Genomic DNA, 15,171 nt, shown 5'->3' on the forward strand with positions numbered 1-15,171 from the left:
GTCGGAAGGGGCGCGGTCCGCAGGGGCCGCGCCCTTTTTCGTGGCCGCGCCGCGACACCAGATCCGGCGCGGAGGCTGTCAGGGTTCAGGCCGCAACCCGCGCGAACTGGTGTAACATCGCGATCACGGAACCTTCGCGCTTCCCCGCCGCTCTCACCGCGCCACATCAATGGAGCCCGAACCTGCCGATTTCGCCCCCTGCCGGCCCCTCCCCACGCCGGGTCGCCGTCGTCATCAACTCCGCCTCCGGCACCGCCCTCGGCCGCGACACGATCGAGGCCGAGGTCACGCGTCACCTTGCGGAAGCAGGCGTGGAGGCCGTGCTGGTGCCGGAACATGCCGACGGCCTGCTGGCCCGGCTGGACCAGGCGGTGGCGATGGGCGCGCAGGCCGTGGTGGTTGGCGGCGGGGATGGCTCGATCGCCGCCGCCGCGGCACGGTTGATGGGCGGCGAGGCAGCACTTGGCATCCTGCCGCTCGGCACCATGAACCTGCTGGCAAAGGATCTCGGCATTCCGCTGGAGCTGGAGGCGGCGGCGGCGGCACTCGCCCATGGCACCATCCGCGCCATCGACGTGGCGGATGTGAACGGCCATGTCTTCCTGTGTTCCTCCGTGCTCGGCAGCCCGTCCTGGCTCGGCCGGCACCGGGAACGCGGGCGGGGCAAGGTGGGCTGGCGGCCGCGGCTGCTGTTCGCGCTTGCCGCGCTGCGTTCCGAATGGCGGCACCGGCCGATGCGGCTCAGCGTGCGGCTGGGCGAAGGGCGCACCGTGCGGCTGTGGACCCGGGCGCTGGCGGTGGCCAACAACCGCTATGCCGAGGGGTTCGGCCTGATGATGGCCCGGCCACGGCTGGATGCGGGGGAACTCGCCCTGTACGTCGCGCGTCGCTACGGGGCGTGGTGGTGGGTCAAGATGATGGCGGGCATGTTCCTCGGAACCTGGCGCGGCTCCCGCCTCGTGCAGGAACGCACGGCGCAGGAAGTGACAATCGGCTCCGCGCGCAGGGCGATCCGGGTGATGAATGACGGGGAGGCGGTGCTGCTGCCGCCGCCGCTGGTCTACCGCATCCACCCCGGCGCGCTGCGCGTGATCGTGCCCGGCCCGCCGGCCGAAACGCCGCCGGCCGAGACCGATCCCGTGCCTTCCTCCTCCGTGCCGCCGGTCGCATGACGCGCCGCGTCGCGCATCTTTCGGACCTGCATTTCGGCGCCGAGGACCCCAAGGTGGTGGCCAGCTTCGCACAGGAGCTGGCGGATTGGGCGCCCGACCTGATCGCCATCTCCGGCGACCTGACCCAGGGCGCGCGGCATGAGGAATTCATCGCGGCGATGGCGTTCCTGGAAGGGCTGCCGGCACCGCGGCTGATCGTGCCCGGCAACCACGACATGTCCCCCTACAACCTGATGGAGCGTTTCACGGACCCGTATCGCCGCTGGCGCCGCCATGTGCAGGAGGTGACGGAGCCGGTGTTCGAGGATGCCGAGATCGCGGTGGTCGGCATGAACACCGCCCGCCGCGCCGGGCTTTACCTGAACTGGGCGCGCGGCCGGGTTTCCGGCACGCGGCTGGCGGCGGCGGAAGGCCGGCTGGCGGCGCTGCCGCCCGGGCTGTTCCGCATCGTCGTGGCGCACCACCCCTTCCTGGCGCCGGAGCTGAAGCCGGGCGCCCGGCTGGTCGGCAATGCCGAGCCGGCACTGGCTGCCTTCGCCCGGCACGATGTGCGCCTGGTGCTGACCGGCCACCTGCATCTGGGCGACGTGCGGCCGGTGCGGGAGGGTGGGCTGGTGGTGGCCCAGGCGGGCAGCGCCACCTCCCACCGGCTGCGCGGCACGCCCAACGCCTATAACCGCATCCTGGTCGAGGACGGCCGCGCGCGGGTCACGCCTCGGCAGTGGCACGGCGAGGGCTGGGAAGACCTGCCGCCGGCGAAGTAGTTCATCGCTTCAGGGCGCGGCCCAGGGCGAGGCTGGCCGGCAGCGCCAGCAGGCACAGCCCGGCCATGGCCCAGAAACCGGCGCCACCGGCCGCGGCGTAGAGCGGCCCGCAGGCCAGCGCCAGCAGCCCCATCCACAGCCCGACGCCGAGCGCCGCATGCAGCGTCTGCGCCGTGCCGGCCTCGGCCGGGGGCACCACCCGGGCCAGCACCGCCATGGTGGCCAGATGCTGCATGCCGAAGGTGGCCGCGTGCAGCATCTGCGCCGGCACCAGCAGCCAGGGATCGACCGTCAGCGCCGTGATCCCCCAGCGCAGCACCCCCGCCGCGGCCGCGGCCAGCGAAAGCCCGACCGGCCCGAGCCGCGCCACCAGCCCGCGCCCCCACAGGAACAACGCCACCTCCGCCAGCACGCCGACGGCCCAGAGCCCGCCGATCAGCCCGGCGCCCAGCCCCGCCGCCTGCCAATGCAGGGTGCCGAAGCCGTAATATAGCGCATGGCTGCCCTGGATCAGCGCCGAGACCAGCATCAGCCGCCGCACGGCGGGAATGCGCAGCGGCGCCAGGAACCCCGCCCAGCCCCGCGCCGGCGCCCGGCCGGCGCGCGGCGCAAGGCGGGGCAGCGCCAGCGCGGCGAGCGAGGTGGCGGCAAGCCCGCCGACCAGCAGCCAGGCCGCCGCCTGGATGCCGGCCAGCGCCACCGCCTGGCCGACGACAATGGCGGCCAGCATGAAGGCGATGCTGCCCGCCGCGCGCACCCGGGCATAATCGAAGCCCCCCGGCGCGCGGGAGGCGGCGAGCGCCAGCGCATCGGTCAGCGGCACCACCGGGGCGAAGGCGGCGCTGTGCAGCGCCATCACCAGCAGCAGCAGGCCGAAGCCCGCCGGCAGCAGGAAGCCGCAGGCGGCCAGCGCCGCCAGCGCGGCGCCGGCCACCAGCAGCACCCGCGCATCGCCCAGTGCATCCGCCAGCCGCCCGCCCGCCGGCCCCGCCAGCAGCCGCACGCCGGAGGCCACCGCCAGCAGCACGCCGACCTCGGCCGGGGACAGGCCGCGCGCCGCCAGGATGGAGGGCAGGAAAGGCAGGGTGATGCCCACAACCACGAATTGCGCGCTGTAGAGCAGGACGAAGCGGGAGGCGGGGTTCACCGCCCCAGGCTGGCCGCTGCGGCGGCCGCCGCCAAGGGGCCGGGCGCAGACAATCGGCCGCGACCGTGCCGGAAGGGGTCAGCCCTGGCCCCGCTGCCGACCTTGATTGTCGGGATGCTGCCGGGGTGCGCCAGGGCTGACTCAGCCCGCCATCACCGCGACCCTCTCCCGCGTCGCGTCCGGCGGGCCTGGCATGTCGATCCGCGCCACGCCCTGGGTCATGCGGGCCAGCGCGGCGCTGGCGGCATCGGTGGCGTCGCGGATCGTCACCACCTGTTCGGCCAGTTGGCGCGCACCCTGTGCCACCTGAATGTGTTCCGCCTCGCTCCGGCGCCCTGCCAAGCTGGCTTCCAGGCCGCGGGCGGCGGCTGTGGCGGCGATGCGCTCGATCTCGCCCGAGGCCGCCAGCATGCGGTCGCCGGCCTCCTCCAGCGTCATCGAATCGAGGCAGGCCTCGCGCCGCACGGCCAGGGCCGCCAGCCGGAAGCGTTCCAGGGCACGGGCCAGGGCACCGGCCTCATCGTCGCGGCAGGTGCCGGGCACGGCGATGTCCAGGTGCCCTTCCGCCATGGCGGCGGCGACGCTCCGCAGTGCCCGGAACGGCGCCAGCAGCAGCCGTTCCATCATCAGCGCCACGATGCCGGCCAGCAGCGTCGCCCCGCCCAGCGTCACCGCCAGGGTGACAAGCGCCACCTGGCTGGGATCGGCCATCGGCTCCGTGCGCGCCTCGGCGCGGGGCTCCGGCCGCGCCTCGGCGCGGGCATCCGGACGCATATCCGGGCGCGACTCGGCCGCAGGAAGGGTCGCGGCGGCGCTTGATCGCAGGGTGGTGAGCTGTGCGGCACGCTGCCGCAGGCTGCCGAGATCCACCGCGCCTTCCGGCGCCACCAGCCGCTGCCAGGTGGCGAGGTCGCGTTCCAGAACGGTCAGGGCGCGGCCCAGCCCGCCCAGCGTCGCCGGCTCCGGCGGCCGCGGCGACAGCAGGGAGAGCGCCTCCTCCGCCGTCGGGGGCGAGCCGCCCGGCATGGCCATGCGGGGCAGCAGCAGCGCGGCTGCAAGGCAGAGGGCGACCAGCGCACCCAGCCCGGCATACCAGGCGAGGCGGCCCGAGCGCGCATCCTGCCGCTCTGGGTGGGCCGCGATTATGTCGGCGCGAGGCTGGATACGATCCAGCCCGTGGCGAAACGTGGCGGACATGCAGGGCCTCCTGCCCGGGCGTGGCCATGGGGGGATGGGCCACGAAGGGCAGGCTGAAGCAGCAAGGTTGACGCTTCGTTGCCAGGCGCACGATCACTCCGGGGGGCCTTCAAGGGCCGCCCGCAGTTGCCAAGGGCGCGGCGCCGTGCCACGCAACCGCTGCCCCCACGGACCATGCCGAATACCAATATGTCCGACCATCACAGTTCCCACGGCCAGATGTTTGCCCCGCGCGTTCGCGCGGTGCTCGGCCCGACCAACACCGGCAAGACGCATCTGGCGATTACTCGCCTGCTGGCGCATGCCTCCGGCATCATCGGCTTCCCGCTGCGCCTGCTGGCGCGCGAGAACTACGACCGCATGGTTGCGGCGAAGGGCGAGAAATACGTCGCGCTGATCACCGGGGAGGAAAAGATCGTCCCCCCCGAGGCCCGCTGGTTCGCCTGCACGGTGGAAGCCATGCCGCTGGACCGTCGCGCCGAATTCGTCGCGGTGGATGAAATCCAGCTCTGCGCCGATGCCGATCGCGGCCATATCTTCACGGATCGCCTGCTGCATGCGCGGGGCATGGTGGAAACCATGTTCCTGGGCGCCGAGACCATCCGGCCCCTGCTGCAGCGCCTGGTGCCGCAGGCCGAGATCGAGACGCGCCCCCGGCTTTCCCAGCTGACCCATTCCGGGCCGGCCAAGCTGACGAAGCTGCCGCCGCGCAGCGCGGTGGTCGCCTTCAGCGCGGCCGAGGTCTATGCGATCGCGGAGGCGATCCGTCGCCGCCGCGGCGGTTGCGCGGTGGTGATGGGCCGCATGTCGCCCCGCACCCGCAACGCCCAGGTGGCGCTGTACCAGAACCGCGAAGTGGATTTCCTGGTCGCGACCGATGCCATCGGCATGGGTCTCAACATGGATGTGGACCACATCGCCTTCGCCGACCTGCAGAAATTCGACGGGCACCAGATCCGCGCGCTGAACGCCCAGGAAGCCGCGCAGATCGCCGGCCGCGCCGGCCGCGGCATGCGCGACGGCACCTTCGGCACCACCGCCGAATGCCCTCCCCTGCCGGAGGAACTGGCCCGGCAGATCGAGGGCCATGCCTTCGAACCCCTGACCCAGATCGCCTGGCGCAACTCGGACCTGGATTTCGCCAGCATCGACGGGCTGCTGGACAGCCTGGCCGCCACCCCGCCCACGCCGGGCCTCTCCAAGGGCAACGACGCGGTCGACCACATCACGCTGAATGCCCTGTCCCGCGAGCAGGAAATCCGCCAGCTCGGCCAGGGCCGCGCCCGCGTTCGGCTGTTGTGGGAAGCCTGCCAGGTGCCGGATTTCCGCAAGATCGCGGATGACAGCCACACCCGGCTCTGCGCCAAGATCTTCGGCCATCTCGCCACCGAAGGCCGCCTGCCGAGCGACTGGGTGGCGGGCAACATCGCCGCCCTCGGCAATGTCGAGGGCGACCTCGATACGCTGATGGCCCGCCTCGCCAACATCCGCATCTGGTCCTACATCGCCGCCCGCGCCGACTGGATCTCCGATGCGGCGACGCAGCAGGCGGAAGCCCGCAAGGCGGAGGAAGCGGTCTCCGACGCGCTGCATGAGCGCCTGATCGCCCGCTTCGTCGACCGCCGCGCCGCGCATCTGATCCGCCGCCTGGACGATACGGAGGAGACGCTGCTCTCCGCCGTGACCCGCCAGGGCGAGGTCGTGGTCGAGGGCCACACGGTCGGCAAGGTCACCGGCTTCCACTTCCAGCCGGACCCGGAAGCGACCAAGGAGGAAGACAAGCGCCTGGTCCTGCGCGCCGCGCGGCGTGCGCTGCGCGAGGAAATCCCGCGCCGCCTGGCCGCGCTGGAAACCGCGAAGGACGAGGCTTTCCGCCTGACGCCGCAGCACCGCGTGGTGTGGGACGAGGCCGAGATCGCCCGCCTGCGGCCGGGCCCGGAACCGCTGAAGCCGCATGTTGACGTGATCGCCACGGAATTCCTGGACAACGCCCAGCGCGAACGCGTCCGGGTGCGCCTGGCCGCCTGGCTGGACTCGCTGGTGAAGCGGGAACTCGGCGGGCTGGAGGCGATCGAGGCCAAGGCGGCGGAGGACAACACCCTGCGCGGCCCGGCCTTCCGGCTGCGCGAGGCCATGGGCCTCGCCCCGGGCGCGACGGAGCGGGAGATCCCGGCCGATCTGCGGGCGCGCCTGAAGGCCATCGGCATCCGCGCCGGGCGCTATGCCATGTACCTGCCGGATGTGCTGAAGCCGCGTGCCATGGGCCTGCGCGCCCAGCTCTGGGCGCTGCGCCGCAACATCCCGACGCCGCTGCTGCCGAACCCGGGCCTGGTTTCGGTGACCCTGCCCGAGACCGTGCCCGAAAGCGGGGCGGAGGATGCGGCGGCCGATCCCAATACGCCGCGCGGGCCGGAAGGCTGGCCGCAGGGCTTCGCCATCATGGCCGGCTGGCTGCCGGCCGGGCGCGTGCTGCTGCGGCTCGATGTCGCGGAGCGGATCGCAGGCGAATTGGGCTACCTGACCCGCCGCGCCCCGGCCCCGGTGCCGGAAGGCCTGGCGTCGCGCCTCGGCGTGAAGGGCGACACGCTGCCGATGGCGCTGGAGGCGATGGGCTTCCGGCTGATGCCCTCCCCGCCGCTGGAGGAGGGTGAATTCGGCCCGCCGCTCCCGGCCCGTATTTCCGTGGTGCGCCAGGATCGCGCCGGCCCGCGCGGCCCACGCCGCGATGGCCGGCCGGAGCGGAACGAGTCGCGCGGCGACCAGCCGCGGGGCGAACGTGGCGCTCCGCGCGGTCCACGCCCGGATCGTGCGCCCCGGCCCGAGGGTACGCGTCCGGAAGGCCCGCGCCCGGTCTATTTCGGCCCGCCCATCCCGCCCGAGCTGCGTCCGGCCCGGCCGGAAGGCCCGCGCCGGGAAGGTCCGCGTCGCGATGCTCCGCGGCGGGAACGTGTGGACCATGGCCCGCGCCGCGACTGGCGCGTGGACGGCCTGCCGCCCGGCGTGTCCCCGCCGCCGGAAGCCGCCGCCGATGCACAGCGCCCGGATCGGTCGGGCCCAGATCGGTCAGGTCAGGATCGGCCGCGCCATGAGGGCCCGCGTCGCGGTCCGCCGCGCGGCCCGAACGACCGCCCGCAAGGCGGTGCGCCACGCCCCGAAGGCGCGCCGCAGGAAGCGCGCCGTGATGATCGTGGCCCGCGCCCCGACCGGGGCCCGGATCGGGGCCCGAACCGTGGTCCGGATCGCGGTGGCAAGCCGGGCGGCGGTGACCGCTATCCGCGCCAGGATCGCGATCGGGGCGGGGACCGGGGTGGCGACCGTAGCGCGCCGCGCGAATGGTCCTCCGGCCCCAAGCCGGATTCGCCCTTCGCGGTGCTGGCGCAGCTGAAGCTCCGCAAGGACTGACGCGTGGCTGTGGAGGCAGAGACCGCCTGGCAGCGGCTCGACCTCTGGCTCTGGTGCGCGCGCACCGCGAAGACGCGAACGGAGTGTGCCCGGCAGGTTGCCGCCGGGCGGGTCCGCATCAACAGCCAGCGCACCGACAAGCCGCACTACAAGCTGCGGCCGGGGGATGTGCTGACCTTCGGCATGGGCAGCGACGTGCGGGTGTGGCGGGTGCTGGCGCTCGCCTCCCGCCGGGGGCCGGCCAGCGAGGCGCGCGGACTGTACGAGGACCTCTCGGACCCTGCATCGGACCCCGGGCCAGAGCGCGCGCCCCCGTGATGTTGCGGTGCGGGCGCTTGCCTTGCGCGGGATGCTGGGCCATTTGGGGCGTGCCGCGGCCCCGCAGGGGTGCGGCGGTGGAGCCGCCAATGGGCGCGGCCCCGCATCCCCGCCGGAGGCGCAGTTGACCTACGTCGTCACCGAGAACTGCATCAAGTGCAAATACATGGACTGCGTGGAGGTGTGTCCGGTGGACTGCTTCTACGTCGGCGAGAACATGCTGGTCATCCACCCGGATGAATGCATCGACTGCGGCGTCTGCGAGCCGGAATGCCCCGCGGAAGCCATCCTGCCCGACAGCGACGACAAGGCGACGCCCTGGGTCGAGCTGAACCGCACCTATGCCAGCCAGTGGCCGAACATCACCCGCAAGGGCGAGGCGCCGGCGGATGCGGATGAGTGGAAGGACAAGCCCGGCAAGAAGGATCTGTTCGACCCCGCCCCCGGCAAGGTCTGATCGCCGCCCTGCTGCAAGGCCGGTCCCCGGCAGGGCTTTGTCGCCGGTCCCCGGCAGGGCTTTGTCGCCGGTCCCCGGCAGGGCTTTGTCGCCGGTCCCCGGCAGGGGCCTGATATACGCCCCCGTGGGCCCCGGAAGCGCCGCCAGCACCCCCGGGATGCCGATTCCGCCCGCGGGGTGGAAATCCGCGCGGGTTTGTATTATATTATCAATGGGATCGGAAACTGCGGCGAAGCGCGCAGGTTTTCTGCCCATCGGGTCCATGACATGCCCAGACCGGGCCGCCCCAGCCGATGGCCTGGGGTCGGTATCTGGTGCGGGATGCAGAATCGGGTCGCCAAATGAAGCAAACCGCCCAGGCGAAAACCGGCGACATTCCTGCGAAGACCGAAGCCGGAAAGACGGAGGCTGATCGCCCGGTGAAGGATGCCGTGAAGACGGAAAAGGCGCCGGTGAAGTTCGGCACGCCGCAGACGCCGCCGCGCCAGGACAGCCCGCCGCCGCCGCACCGCCCGCCGCCCCGCCCCGGCTCGATGGCCGCCAATGCGCCGCGTCCGCCGATGTTCTCCCAGCGCGGCGGCGCCGCGCGGGTCGAGGACCCGGAGGATGGCACGCCACTGCCGCCACCGCGCCCCAAGGGCCCGCCGCCCGAGTTCAAGCCAGGCGACCATGTGGTCTACCCGACCCATGGCGTCGGCCAGGTGCAGGGCATCGAGGAAATGCCCGTGGCCGGCATGTCCCTGAAGGTGATCATCGTCACCTTCGAGGAAAACCGCATGACCCTGCGGGTGCCGGTGAACAAGGCCGCCTCCTCAGGCCTGCGCAAGCTCGCCACCGACGACCACATGGCGGAAGCGCTGGAAGTGCTGCGCGGCCGCGCCCGCATCAAGCGCACCATGTGGTCCCGCCGCGCCCAGGAATATGAGGCGAAGATCAACTCCGGCGACCCGCTGGCCATCGCGGAGGTCGTGCGCGACCTGCACCGCAACGCCGGCCAGCCCGACCAGTCCTTCTCCGAGCGGCAGATCTACGAACAGGCGCTGGATCGCCTGGCCGCGGAACTCGCCGCCATCGACCGCACCGACAAGGCCGCGGCCTCCGAGAAGCTGCTGACCTTTCTCAAGGCCGCCTGACCTCAAGGCAGCCTGAGAGACTTCCCGCCGGGGCGCCTGCATGGCATCAGCCATGCGGCGCCCAACGCCGCGGAGACGCAACGAACCATGCCCACCGCCACCGCCCACCGCCTGACGCCACATCTTCGGCGGCTGGAGGCGGAGGCCATCGGGATCCTCCGCGAAACCGCGGCCAGCTTCCGCAACCCGGTGCTGCTGTATTCCATCGGCAAGGACAGCTCGGTGGTGCTGCAACTGGCCATGAAGGCCTTCGCCCCCGGCAAGCCGCCATTCCGCCTGCTGCACATCGCCACCGGCTGGGATTTCCGGGCCATGCTCGACTTCCGCGACCGGCGCATGGCGGAGCTCGGGCTGGACTGCATTGTCCACACCAACCCGGACGGGCTGGCGCGCGGCATCGGGCCCCTCACCCACGGCTCGCAGCTTCATATGTCGGTCATGGGCACCGAGGCCCTGAAACAGGCGCTCGACGCCCACGGCTTCGATGCGGCCATCGGCGGCGCCCGACGGGACGAGGAAAAGGCCCGCGCCAAGGAACGCATCTTCTCCTTCCGCGCCCCCGGCCATGTCTGGGACCCGCGCGGCCAGCGGCCGGAGCTGTGGGGCCTCTACAACACCCGCATCAACCAGGGGGAGGAGATGCGCGTCTTCCCGCTGTCCAACTGGACCGAATTCGACGTCTGGGACTACATCGCGGCCGAATCCATCCCGGTCGTGCCGCTGTACTTCGCCGCGCCGCGCCCGATGCTGCGCCGCGGCGGCGCCCTCATCATGCGCGACGATGCCCGCATGCCGCTGGAACAGGGCGAGCAGGAGGAAACCCTATGGGTCCGCTTCCGCACCATGGGCGACTGGCCGCTGACCGGCGCGCATGAAAGCCGCGCCGAAACCCTGGACCAGGTACTGGCCGAAATCCGCGACAGCCGCACCAGCGAACGCCAGGGCCGCCTGATCGACACCGACCAGGACGCCTCCATGGAACGCAAGAAGCGCGAAGGGTATTTTTAGGACGCTGCCGCTGCCTCGTGACACGGCGGGGCGCCTGGACCCTGGGGGGACCGCGTCTGGTCAGCTCAGCTCGTACTCCACCTCCGGCACGTAATGCGCCGCCTCCTTCCCCAGGTAGGAGGAGAACAGCACGAAATTGTCGATCGGCACCGGCGGGGACCGGAACAGGCTGTGGGCATGGATGAAGCCGATCAGCTTGTGCGTCTCCGCCTTGTCGGTCCGCGCCAGCGTCACATGCGGGGCGAAGCGGCGGCGTTCGGGTTCCAGCCCCACGCGCTGCAACGCCGTCTCCACCTTGGCCTGCAGCCTGGTCAGCGCCTCGCTGCGTTCGGCGGTGATGTGGATGGACTGGATGCGGCCGCCCTTCTCGAAGGTGCCGATCCCGGCCAGCGCCAGCTCGAAGCGCGGGGCGCGGATGGCGGCGAGTGCCGCATCGACCTCCTCCGCCTGCCAGCTCTCGATCTCGCCAATGAAGCGGAGCGTGAGGTGGTAGTTCTCCGGCGGCACCCAGCGGGCACCGGGAATGCCGCCGGCCAGGGCGGCAAGCTGGGCCTTCACCTCATCAGGCAAGGCCAGGGCAACGAACAGGCGAACCATGGGCGTGCGCTCCGCGACTCCGGGGCTTGCTCAGCCTGAAGGAGAATTGGCCGCGCGGTCCAGTAGCGTTTCGATGGCAGGCAGCATCCGCTCCGCCAGGATCTGCGCGCCGCGCGGGTTCGGGTGGATGCGGTCCGGCTGGTTCAGCGCCGGGTCGCCGGCTACGCCCTCCAGCAGGAAGGGGTAGAACACCACCTCCGGCCGAGCCTCCGCCAAGTCATTGAACACGGCCGAGAATTCGCGACCATACTCCGCGCCGAGATTGGGTGGCGCCATCATCCCGGCCAGCAGGGTCGGAATGTTGCGTGCCGCCAGCCCGTCCAGGATCGCGGTCAGGTTCGTCCGCATCTGCGCCGGGGTCAGGCCGCGCAGCGCGTCGTTGCCGCCGAGCGCCACGATCGCCGCATCCGGCTGGTCCGCCAGCGCCCATTCCAGCCGCGCCCGGCCGCCCGCGGTGGTATCACCCGAAACACCGGCATCGATCACCCGCACATCGCGGCCGCGCTCGCGCAGCAGCGCCTCGATCCGGGCCGGCGGCCCTTCGGAACGGGCCAGGCCGTAGCCGGCGGTGATGGAGTCACCCAGCATCAGCAGGCGAAGCTGCCGCCCCTGGGCGGAGGCGCCCTTCATTCCGGCCAGCAATACTCCGAAACCAAGCGCCGCCTTTTGCAGCGCAGCACGCCGCCCATATGGCATGACATCGCCGTAACAGGATATTTCGCCCGTGAGCACACCCGCATCGCCGCTGATCGCCGCCACCGGGCTGGTCTTCACCGCCAAGGCGGCCTCCGGCCCGGTGCATGTGCTGCGCGGCGTGGACCTCTCGGTCGCGGCCGGGGAGGCGGTGGGCATCGTGGGGCCTTCGGGCTCGGGCAAGACATCGCTCCTCATGCTGCTGGCCGGGCTGGAGACGCCGAGTGCGGGGCGGCTTGCCGTGGCCGGGCGGGATATGGGGGCGCTGGACGAGGATGCGCTGGCCCGGTTCCGCCGCGACGAGGTGGGGATCGTCTTCCAGGCTTTCCACCTGGTGCCCACCATGACGGCGCTGGAGAACGTCGCCATGCCGCTGGAATTCGCCGGACGGCGGGACGCCTTCGACAAGGCGGCGGAGGCGCTGAAGACCGTCGGCCTCGGCCACCGGCTGGACCACTACCCGGGCCAGATGTCGGGCGGCGAGCAGCAGCGCGTGGCGCTGGCCCGCGCCGTGGTGGCCGAACCGCGCCTGATCCTCGCCGATGAACCGACCGGCAATCTGGACCGCGCCACCGGCACGGTGGTGATGGATCTGCTGTTCGGCCTGCGCGCCCGGCTCGGCACCACCTTGCTGCTGATCACCCACGACCCGGCTTTGGCCGAGCGCTGCGGCCGGCAGGTGCGGATGGAGGATGGGCGGATCGTTTCCGACACCGCCGGCCTGAAGCTGGCGGCGGAATAAGCGCCATGATGCAGCATCTGGTGCTCGGCGCGCGGCTGGCGCGGCGGGAATTGCGCGGCGGTTTTCGCCAATTGCAGCTGGTGCTGGCCTGCCTGGCGCTCGGCGTGGCCAGCATTGCGGCGGTCGGCACCTTGCAGAGCGCCGTGAAGGCCGGGCTGCTGGCCGATGGCGCCAGGCTGCTCGGTGGCGATGTCGAAGTGCGGGTGAACTACCAGCCGCTGCCGGAAGCGGCGCTGGACTGGGCCCGGCAGCGTGGCGCCGCCACCTCCGAGGTCATCGAGATGCGCGCCATGGCCGTCGCCCCTTCCGGCGAGCGGGCGCTGGTCGAGCTGAAATCCGTCGATGCCGCCTATCCATTGTATGGCGAGCTGCGGCTGGCCCCGCCTGAGGCGACGCTCGCCGCCCCCGATGGGCAGCACCGCGTGGCGCTGGAGGCCTCGGTGGTGGAGCGACTGGGCGTGGTCCCGGGTGACCGGATCCGCATCGGCGAGGCCAGCCTGGTCTTCGCCGGCACCATCGCTCAGGAACCGGACCGCGTGGCGAGCCCCGCCGTGCTCGGCCCGCGCGCCATGATCCTGGCCTCCGCCCTGCCCGCCACCGCGTTGATCCAGCCCGGCAGCCTGGTCTCCTACGACACCCGCCTGCGCCTGCCGCCCGGCACCGATGTGCGCGCATTCGCCGATCAGTATCGCGAGGCCGTGGGCGATGGCGGCTGGCGGGTGCGCACGGCGGACCAGGCGGAGCCGGGGGTGAACCGCTTCCTGGACCGCGCCACCGCCTTCCTCGTGCTGGCCGGCTTCACCGCGCTGCTGGTCGGCGGCATCGGGGTTGCCACCGGCGTGCGCGCCTGGCTGGAGGCGCGCGGCCGCACCATCGCGACACTCCGCTGCCTCGGCGCGCCTTCGGGCACCATCCTGGCCACCTACCTTATCCAGGTGGTGCTGCTGGCGCTGGCCGGCATCGGCATCGGGCTGGTCGCCGGCTTCGGGCTGACCTGGCTCGGTGCCCAGGCGCTGGCCGGAGCCCTGCCGGTGCCGCCGCGCTTCGGCATCTACCCGGCGCCGCTGGCGCTGGCCGCGCTCTACGGGCTGCTGACCGCGCTGACCTTCTCGCTCTGGCCGCTTGGGCGGGCGCAGCGGATTCCCGGCGCCGCGCTGTTCCGGGACCTGGTCACCGCCAATCCCGGCTGGCCCTCCCGCGGCATCCTGGTGGCGAATGCGGCCACCGCGCTGGCGCTGGTCGCGCTGGTGGTGGGCACGGCGGAACAGCCGCGCTTCGCACTCGGCTTCTGCGCCGGCGCGGCGCTGACCCTGCTGCTGTTCCGGCTGGGCGCCACCGGGCTGATGGCGCTGGCCCGCAGCCTGCGCGGCATCCGCCGGCCGACGCTGCGGCTCGGCCTGGCCAATCTGTACCGCCCCGGCGCGCCGACGCCGACCATGCTGGTGGCGCTCGGCATCGGCCTGACCACGCTGGCGGCGATCGCCACAATCGAGGGCAATCTGCGCCGACAGCTTTCGGACCAGATGCCGAATGCGGCGCCGAGTTTCTTCTTCATCGACATCCAGTCCGACCAGTCGGCGCAGTTCAATGCCCTGGCCGCGGCGCAGCCCGGTGTCTCCGAGGTTCGTTCCGTGCCCTCGCTCCGCGCCCGCATCGTCGCGGTGGATGGCACGCCGGCGGAGCAGGTGCAGGCGACGGAAGACACCCGCTGGGCGCTGCGCGGCGATCGCGGCCTGACCTATGCGGCAACCCCGCCGGAGGGCACGCGGCTGGCGGAGGGGCAGTGGTGGCCGGCGGATTACAGCGGCCCGCCGCTGGTCTCCTTCGACGCCAACCTGGCGCGCGGCTGGGGCATGGGAATCGGCTCCATCGTCACGGTGAACGTGCTGGGCCGCGACATCGACCTGAAGGTGGCCTCGCTGCGGGATATCCAGTGGCGGGGGCTCGGCATCAACTACGTCATGGTCGCCTCCCCCGGCCTGCTGGCCGCGGCGCCGCACACCCATATCGCTACCGTCCGCAGCACCGAGGCGGTGGAACCGGCCGTGCTGCGGGTGCTGACGGATGCCTTCCCCAATATCTCCGGCATCCGGGTGCGGGATGCGCTGGAGGCGGTGGCCGGGCTGCTGACGCGGATCGGCGTGGCCCTGCAGGCGACCTCCTCGGTCACGCTGCTGGCCGGGATGCTGGTGCTGGCCGGCGCCGTGGCGGCCGGGCAGCGGGCGCGGGTGCGGGATGCGGTGGTGCTGAAGACCATCGGCGCGACGCGGCGGCAGATCCGCGGCGCCTGGCTGGTGGAATTCGGCCTGCTCGGGCTGGTCGCCGGGCTGCTGGCGGCTGCCGCCGGGTCCGCCGCAAGCTGGGCGGTGGTGCGGTTCGTCATGCGCGCCGACTGGATCTTCCTGCCCGGCACCCTGGCGCTGACCGTGCTGGGCTGCGTGCTGCTGACCCTGGCGCTGGGCTATGTCGGCACCGCCCTCGCACTCCGCGCCCGCCCCGCGCCACTGTTGCGCAACGAGTAGCGGCGGGCTTGGATGGGCG

At 72.3% G+C, this 15,171-nt stretch carries 12 protein-coding genes and 1 pseudogene; 9 read left to right on the forward strand and 4 right to left on the reverse strand.

Translation table 11 applies throughout. The features are described 5' to 3' along the window. The first annotated feature begins 188 nt into the window (after positions 1 to 188). Positions 189 to 1,172, forward strand: coding sequence for a diacylglycerol kinase family protein (locus tag HB662_RS01695; RefSeq protein WP_168047571.1), 984 nt, complete (start codon positions 189 to 191; stop codon positions 1,170 to 1,172). Next, complete coding sequence (locus tag HB662_RS01700; RefSeq protein ID WP_168046490.1) at positions 1,169 to 1,936, forward strand: metallophosphoesterase family protein; 768 nt, start codon at positions 1,169 to 1,171, stop codon at positions 1,934 to 1,936. Before HB662_RS01695 ends, HB662_RS01700 begins: the two co-directional genes overlap by 4 nt. 1 nt (position 1,937) lies before the next feature. Here HB662_RS01700 and HB662_RS01705 read toward each other — a convergent pair whose 3' ends face one another. Next, positions 1,938 to 3,083: an MFS transporter gene (locus HB662_RS01705; RefSeq protein ID WP_168046492.1), complete on the reverse strand. Its 1,146-nt coding sequence runs from the start codon at positions 3,081 to 3,083 to the stop codon at positions 1,938 to 1,940. 141 nt (positions 3,084 to 3,224) lie between these two features. Beyond that, positions 3,225 to 4,280 carry a HAMP domain-containing protein gene (locus HB662_RS01710; RefSeq protein WP_168046494.1) on the reverse strand — a complete coding sequence of 352 codons (1,056 nt, stop codon included), beginning with the start codon at positions 4,278 to 4,280 and terminating at the stop codon, positions 3,225 to 3,227. A gap of 174 nt (positions 4,281 to 4,454) precedes the next feature. Here HB662_RS01710 and HB662_RS01715 point away from each other — a divergent pair. From HB662_RS01715 to cysD, 5 genes and pseudogenes are all read left to right on the forward strand, one after another. Continuing rightward, a pseudogene (locus HB662_RS01715) lies at positions 4,455 to 6,788 on the forward strand (helicase-related protein); the annotation flags it as partial. Between the two features lie 897 nt (positions 6,789 to 7,685). Next, positions 7,686 to 8,000 (forward strand): S4 domain-containing protein, encoded by a 315-nt coding sequence (locus tag HB662_RS01720; RefSeq protein WP_168046496.1) that lies wholly within the window; start codon positions 7,686 to 7,688, stop codon positions 7,998 to 8,000. Positions 8,001 to 8,124: 124 nt separating this feature from the next. After that, a complete protein-coding gene (fdxA, locus tag HB662_RS01725; protein WP_168046498.1) occupies positions 8,125 to 8,457 on the forward strand; it encodes a ferredoxin FdxA in 333 nt (110 codons plus the stop codon). A gap of 341 nt (positions 8,458 to 8,798) precedes the next feature. Beyond that, positions 8,799 to 9,590: a CarD family transcriptional regulator gene (locus HB662_RS01730; RefSeq protein ID WP_245185375.1), complete on the forward strand. Its 792-nt coding sequence runs from the start codon at positions 8,799 to 8,801 to the stop codon at positions 9,588 to 9,590. 87 nt (positions 9,591 to 9,677) lie between these two features. Next, positions 9,678 to 10,598, forward strand: a complete 921-nt coding sequence (gene cysD / locus HB662_RS01735) for a sulfate adenylyltransferase subunit CysD (protein ID WP_168046500.1) — start codon at positions 9,678 to 9,680, stop codon at positions 10,596 to 10,598. 60 nt (positions 10,599 to 10,658) lie between these two features. On the opposite strand, the gene thpR is transcribed toward cysD, so the two are convergent. Together thpR and HB662_RS01745 are read right to left on the reverse strand one after the other, a co-directional pair. Continuing rightward, positions 10,659 to 11,195 carry an RNA 2',3'-cyclic phosphodiesterase gene (thpR, locus tag HB662_RS01740; protein WP_168046502.1) on the reverse strand — a complete coding sequence of 179 codons (537 nt, stop codon included), beginning with the start codon at positions 11,193 to 11,195 and terminating at the stop codon, positions 10,659 to 10,661. Between the two features lie 30 nt (positions 11,196 to 11,225). Continuing rightward, positions 11,226 to 11,825, reverse strand: coding sequence for an arylesterase (locus tag HB662_RS01745; RefSeq protein ID WP_245185376.1), 600 nt, complete (start codon positions 11,823 to 11,825; stop codon positions 11,226 to 11,228). 94 nt (positions 11,826 to 11,919) lie between these two features. Here HB662_RS01745 and HB662_RS01750 point away from each other — a divergent pair, with 94 nt between their 5' ends. Next, positions 11,920 to 12,630 carry an ABC transporter ATP-binding protein gene (locus tag HB662_RS01750; RefSeq protein WP_456305461.1) on the forward strand — a complete coding sequence of 237 codons (711 nt, stop codon included), beginning with the start codon at positions 11,920 to 11,922 and terminating at the stop codon, positions 12,628 to 12,630. A 5-nt stretch (positions 12,631 to 12,635) separates the two neighbouring features. After that, complete coding sequence (locus HB662_RS01755) at positions 12,636 to 15,152, forward strand: ABC transporter permease (RefSeq protein WP_168046508.1); 2,517 nt, start codon at positions 12,636 to 12,638, stop codon at positions 15,150 to 15,152. The last annotated feature ends 19 nt before the right edge of the window (positions 15,153 to 15,171 follow it).

Origin of the sequence: Falsiroseomonas frigidaquae, assembly GCF_012163145.1 — a bacterium.
GTDB lineage: Bacteria > Pseudomonadota > Alphaproteobacteria > Acetobacterales > Acetobacteraceae > Falsiroseomonas > Falsiroseomonas frigidaquae.

Bases quoted from the DNA above. Each gene is read 5' to 3' on its own strand.
- HB662_RS01755 (WP_168046508.1), top strand. From the start codon at position 12,636: ATGATGCAGCATCTGGTGCTCGGCGCGCGGCTGGCGCGGCGGGAATTG.
- HB662_RS01710 (WP_168046494.1), bottom strand. From the start codon at position 4,280: ATGTCCGCCACGTTTCGCCACGGGCTGGATCGTATCCAGCCTCGCGCC.
- HB662_RS01730 (WP_245185375.1), top strand. From the start codon at position 8,799: ATGAAGCAAACCGCCCAGGCGAAAACCGGCGACATTCCTGCGAAGACC.
- HB662_RS01700 (WP_168046490.1), top strand. From the start codon at position 1,169: ATGACGCGCCGCGTCGCGCATCTTTCGGACCTGCATTTCGGCGCCGAG.
- HB662_RS01745 (WP_245185376.1), bottom strand. From the start codon at position 11,825: ATGAAGGGCGCCTCCGCCCAGGGGCGGCAGCTTCGCCTGCTGATGCTG.
- cysD (WP_168046500.1), top strand. From the start codon at position 9,678: ATGCCCACCGCCACCGCCCACCGCCTGACGCCACATCTTCGGCGGCTG.
- thpR (WP_168046502.1), bottom strand. From the start codon at position 11,195: ATGGTTCGCCTGTTCGTTGCCCTGGCCTTGCCTGATGAGGTGAAGGCC.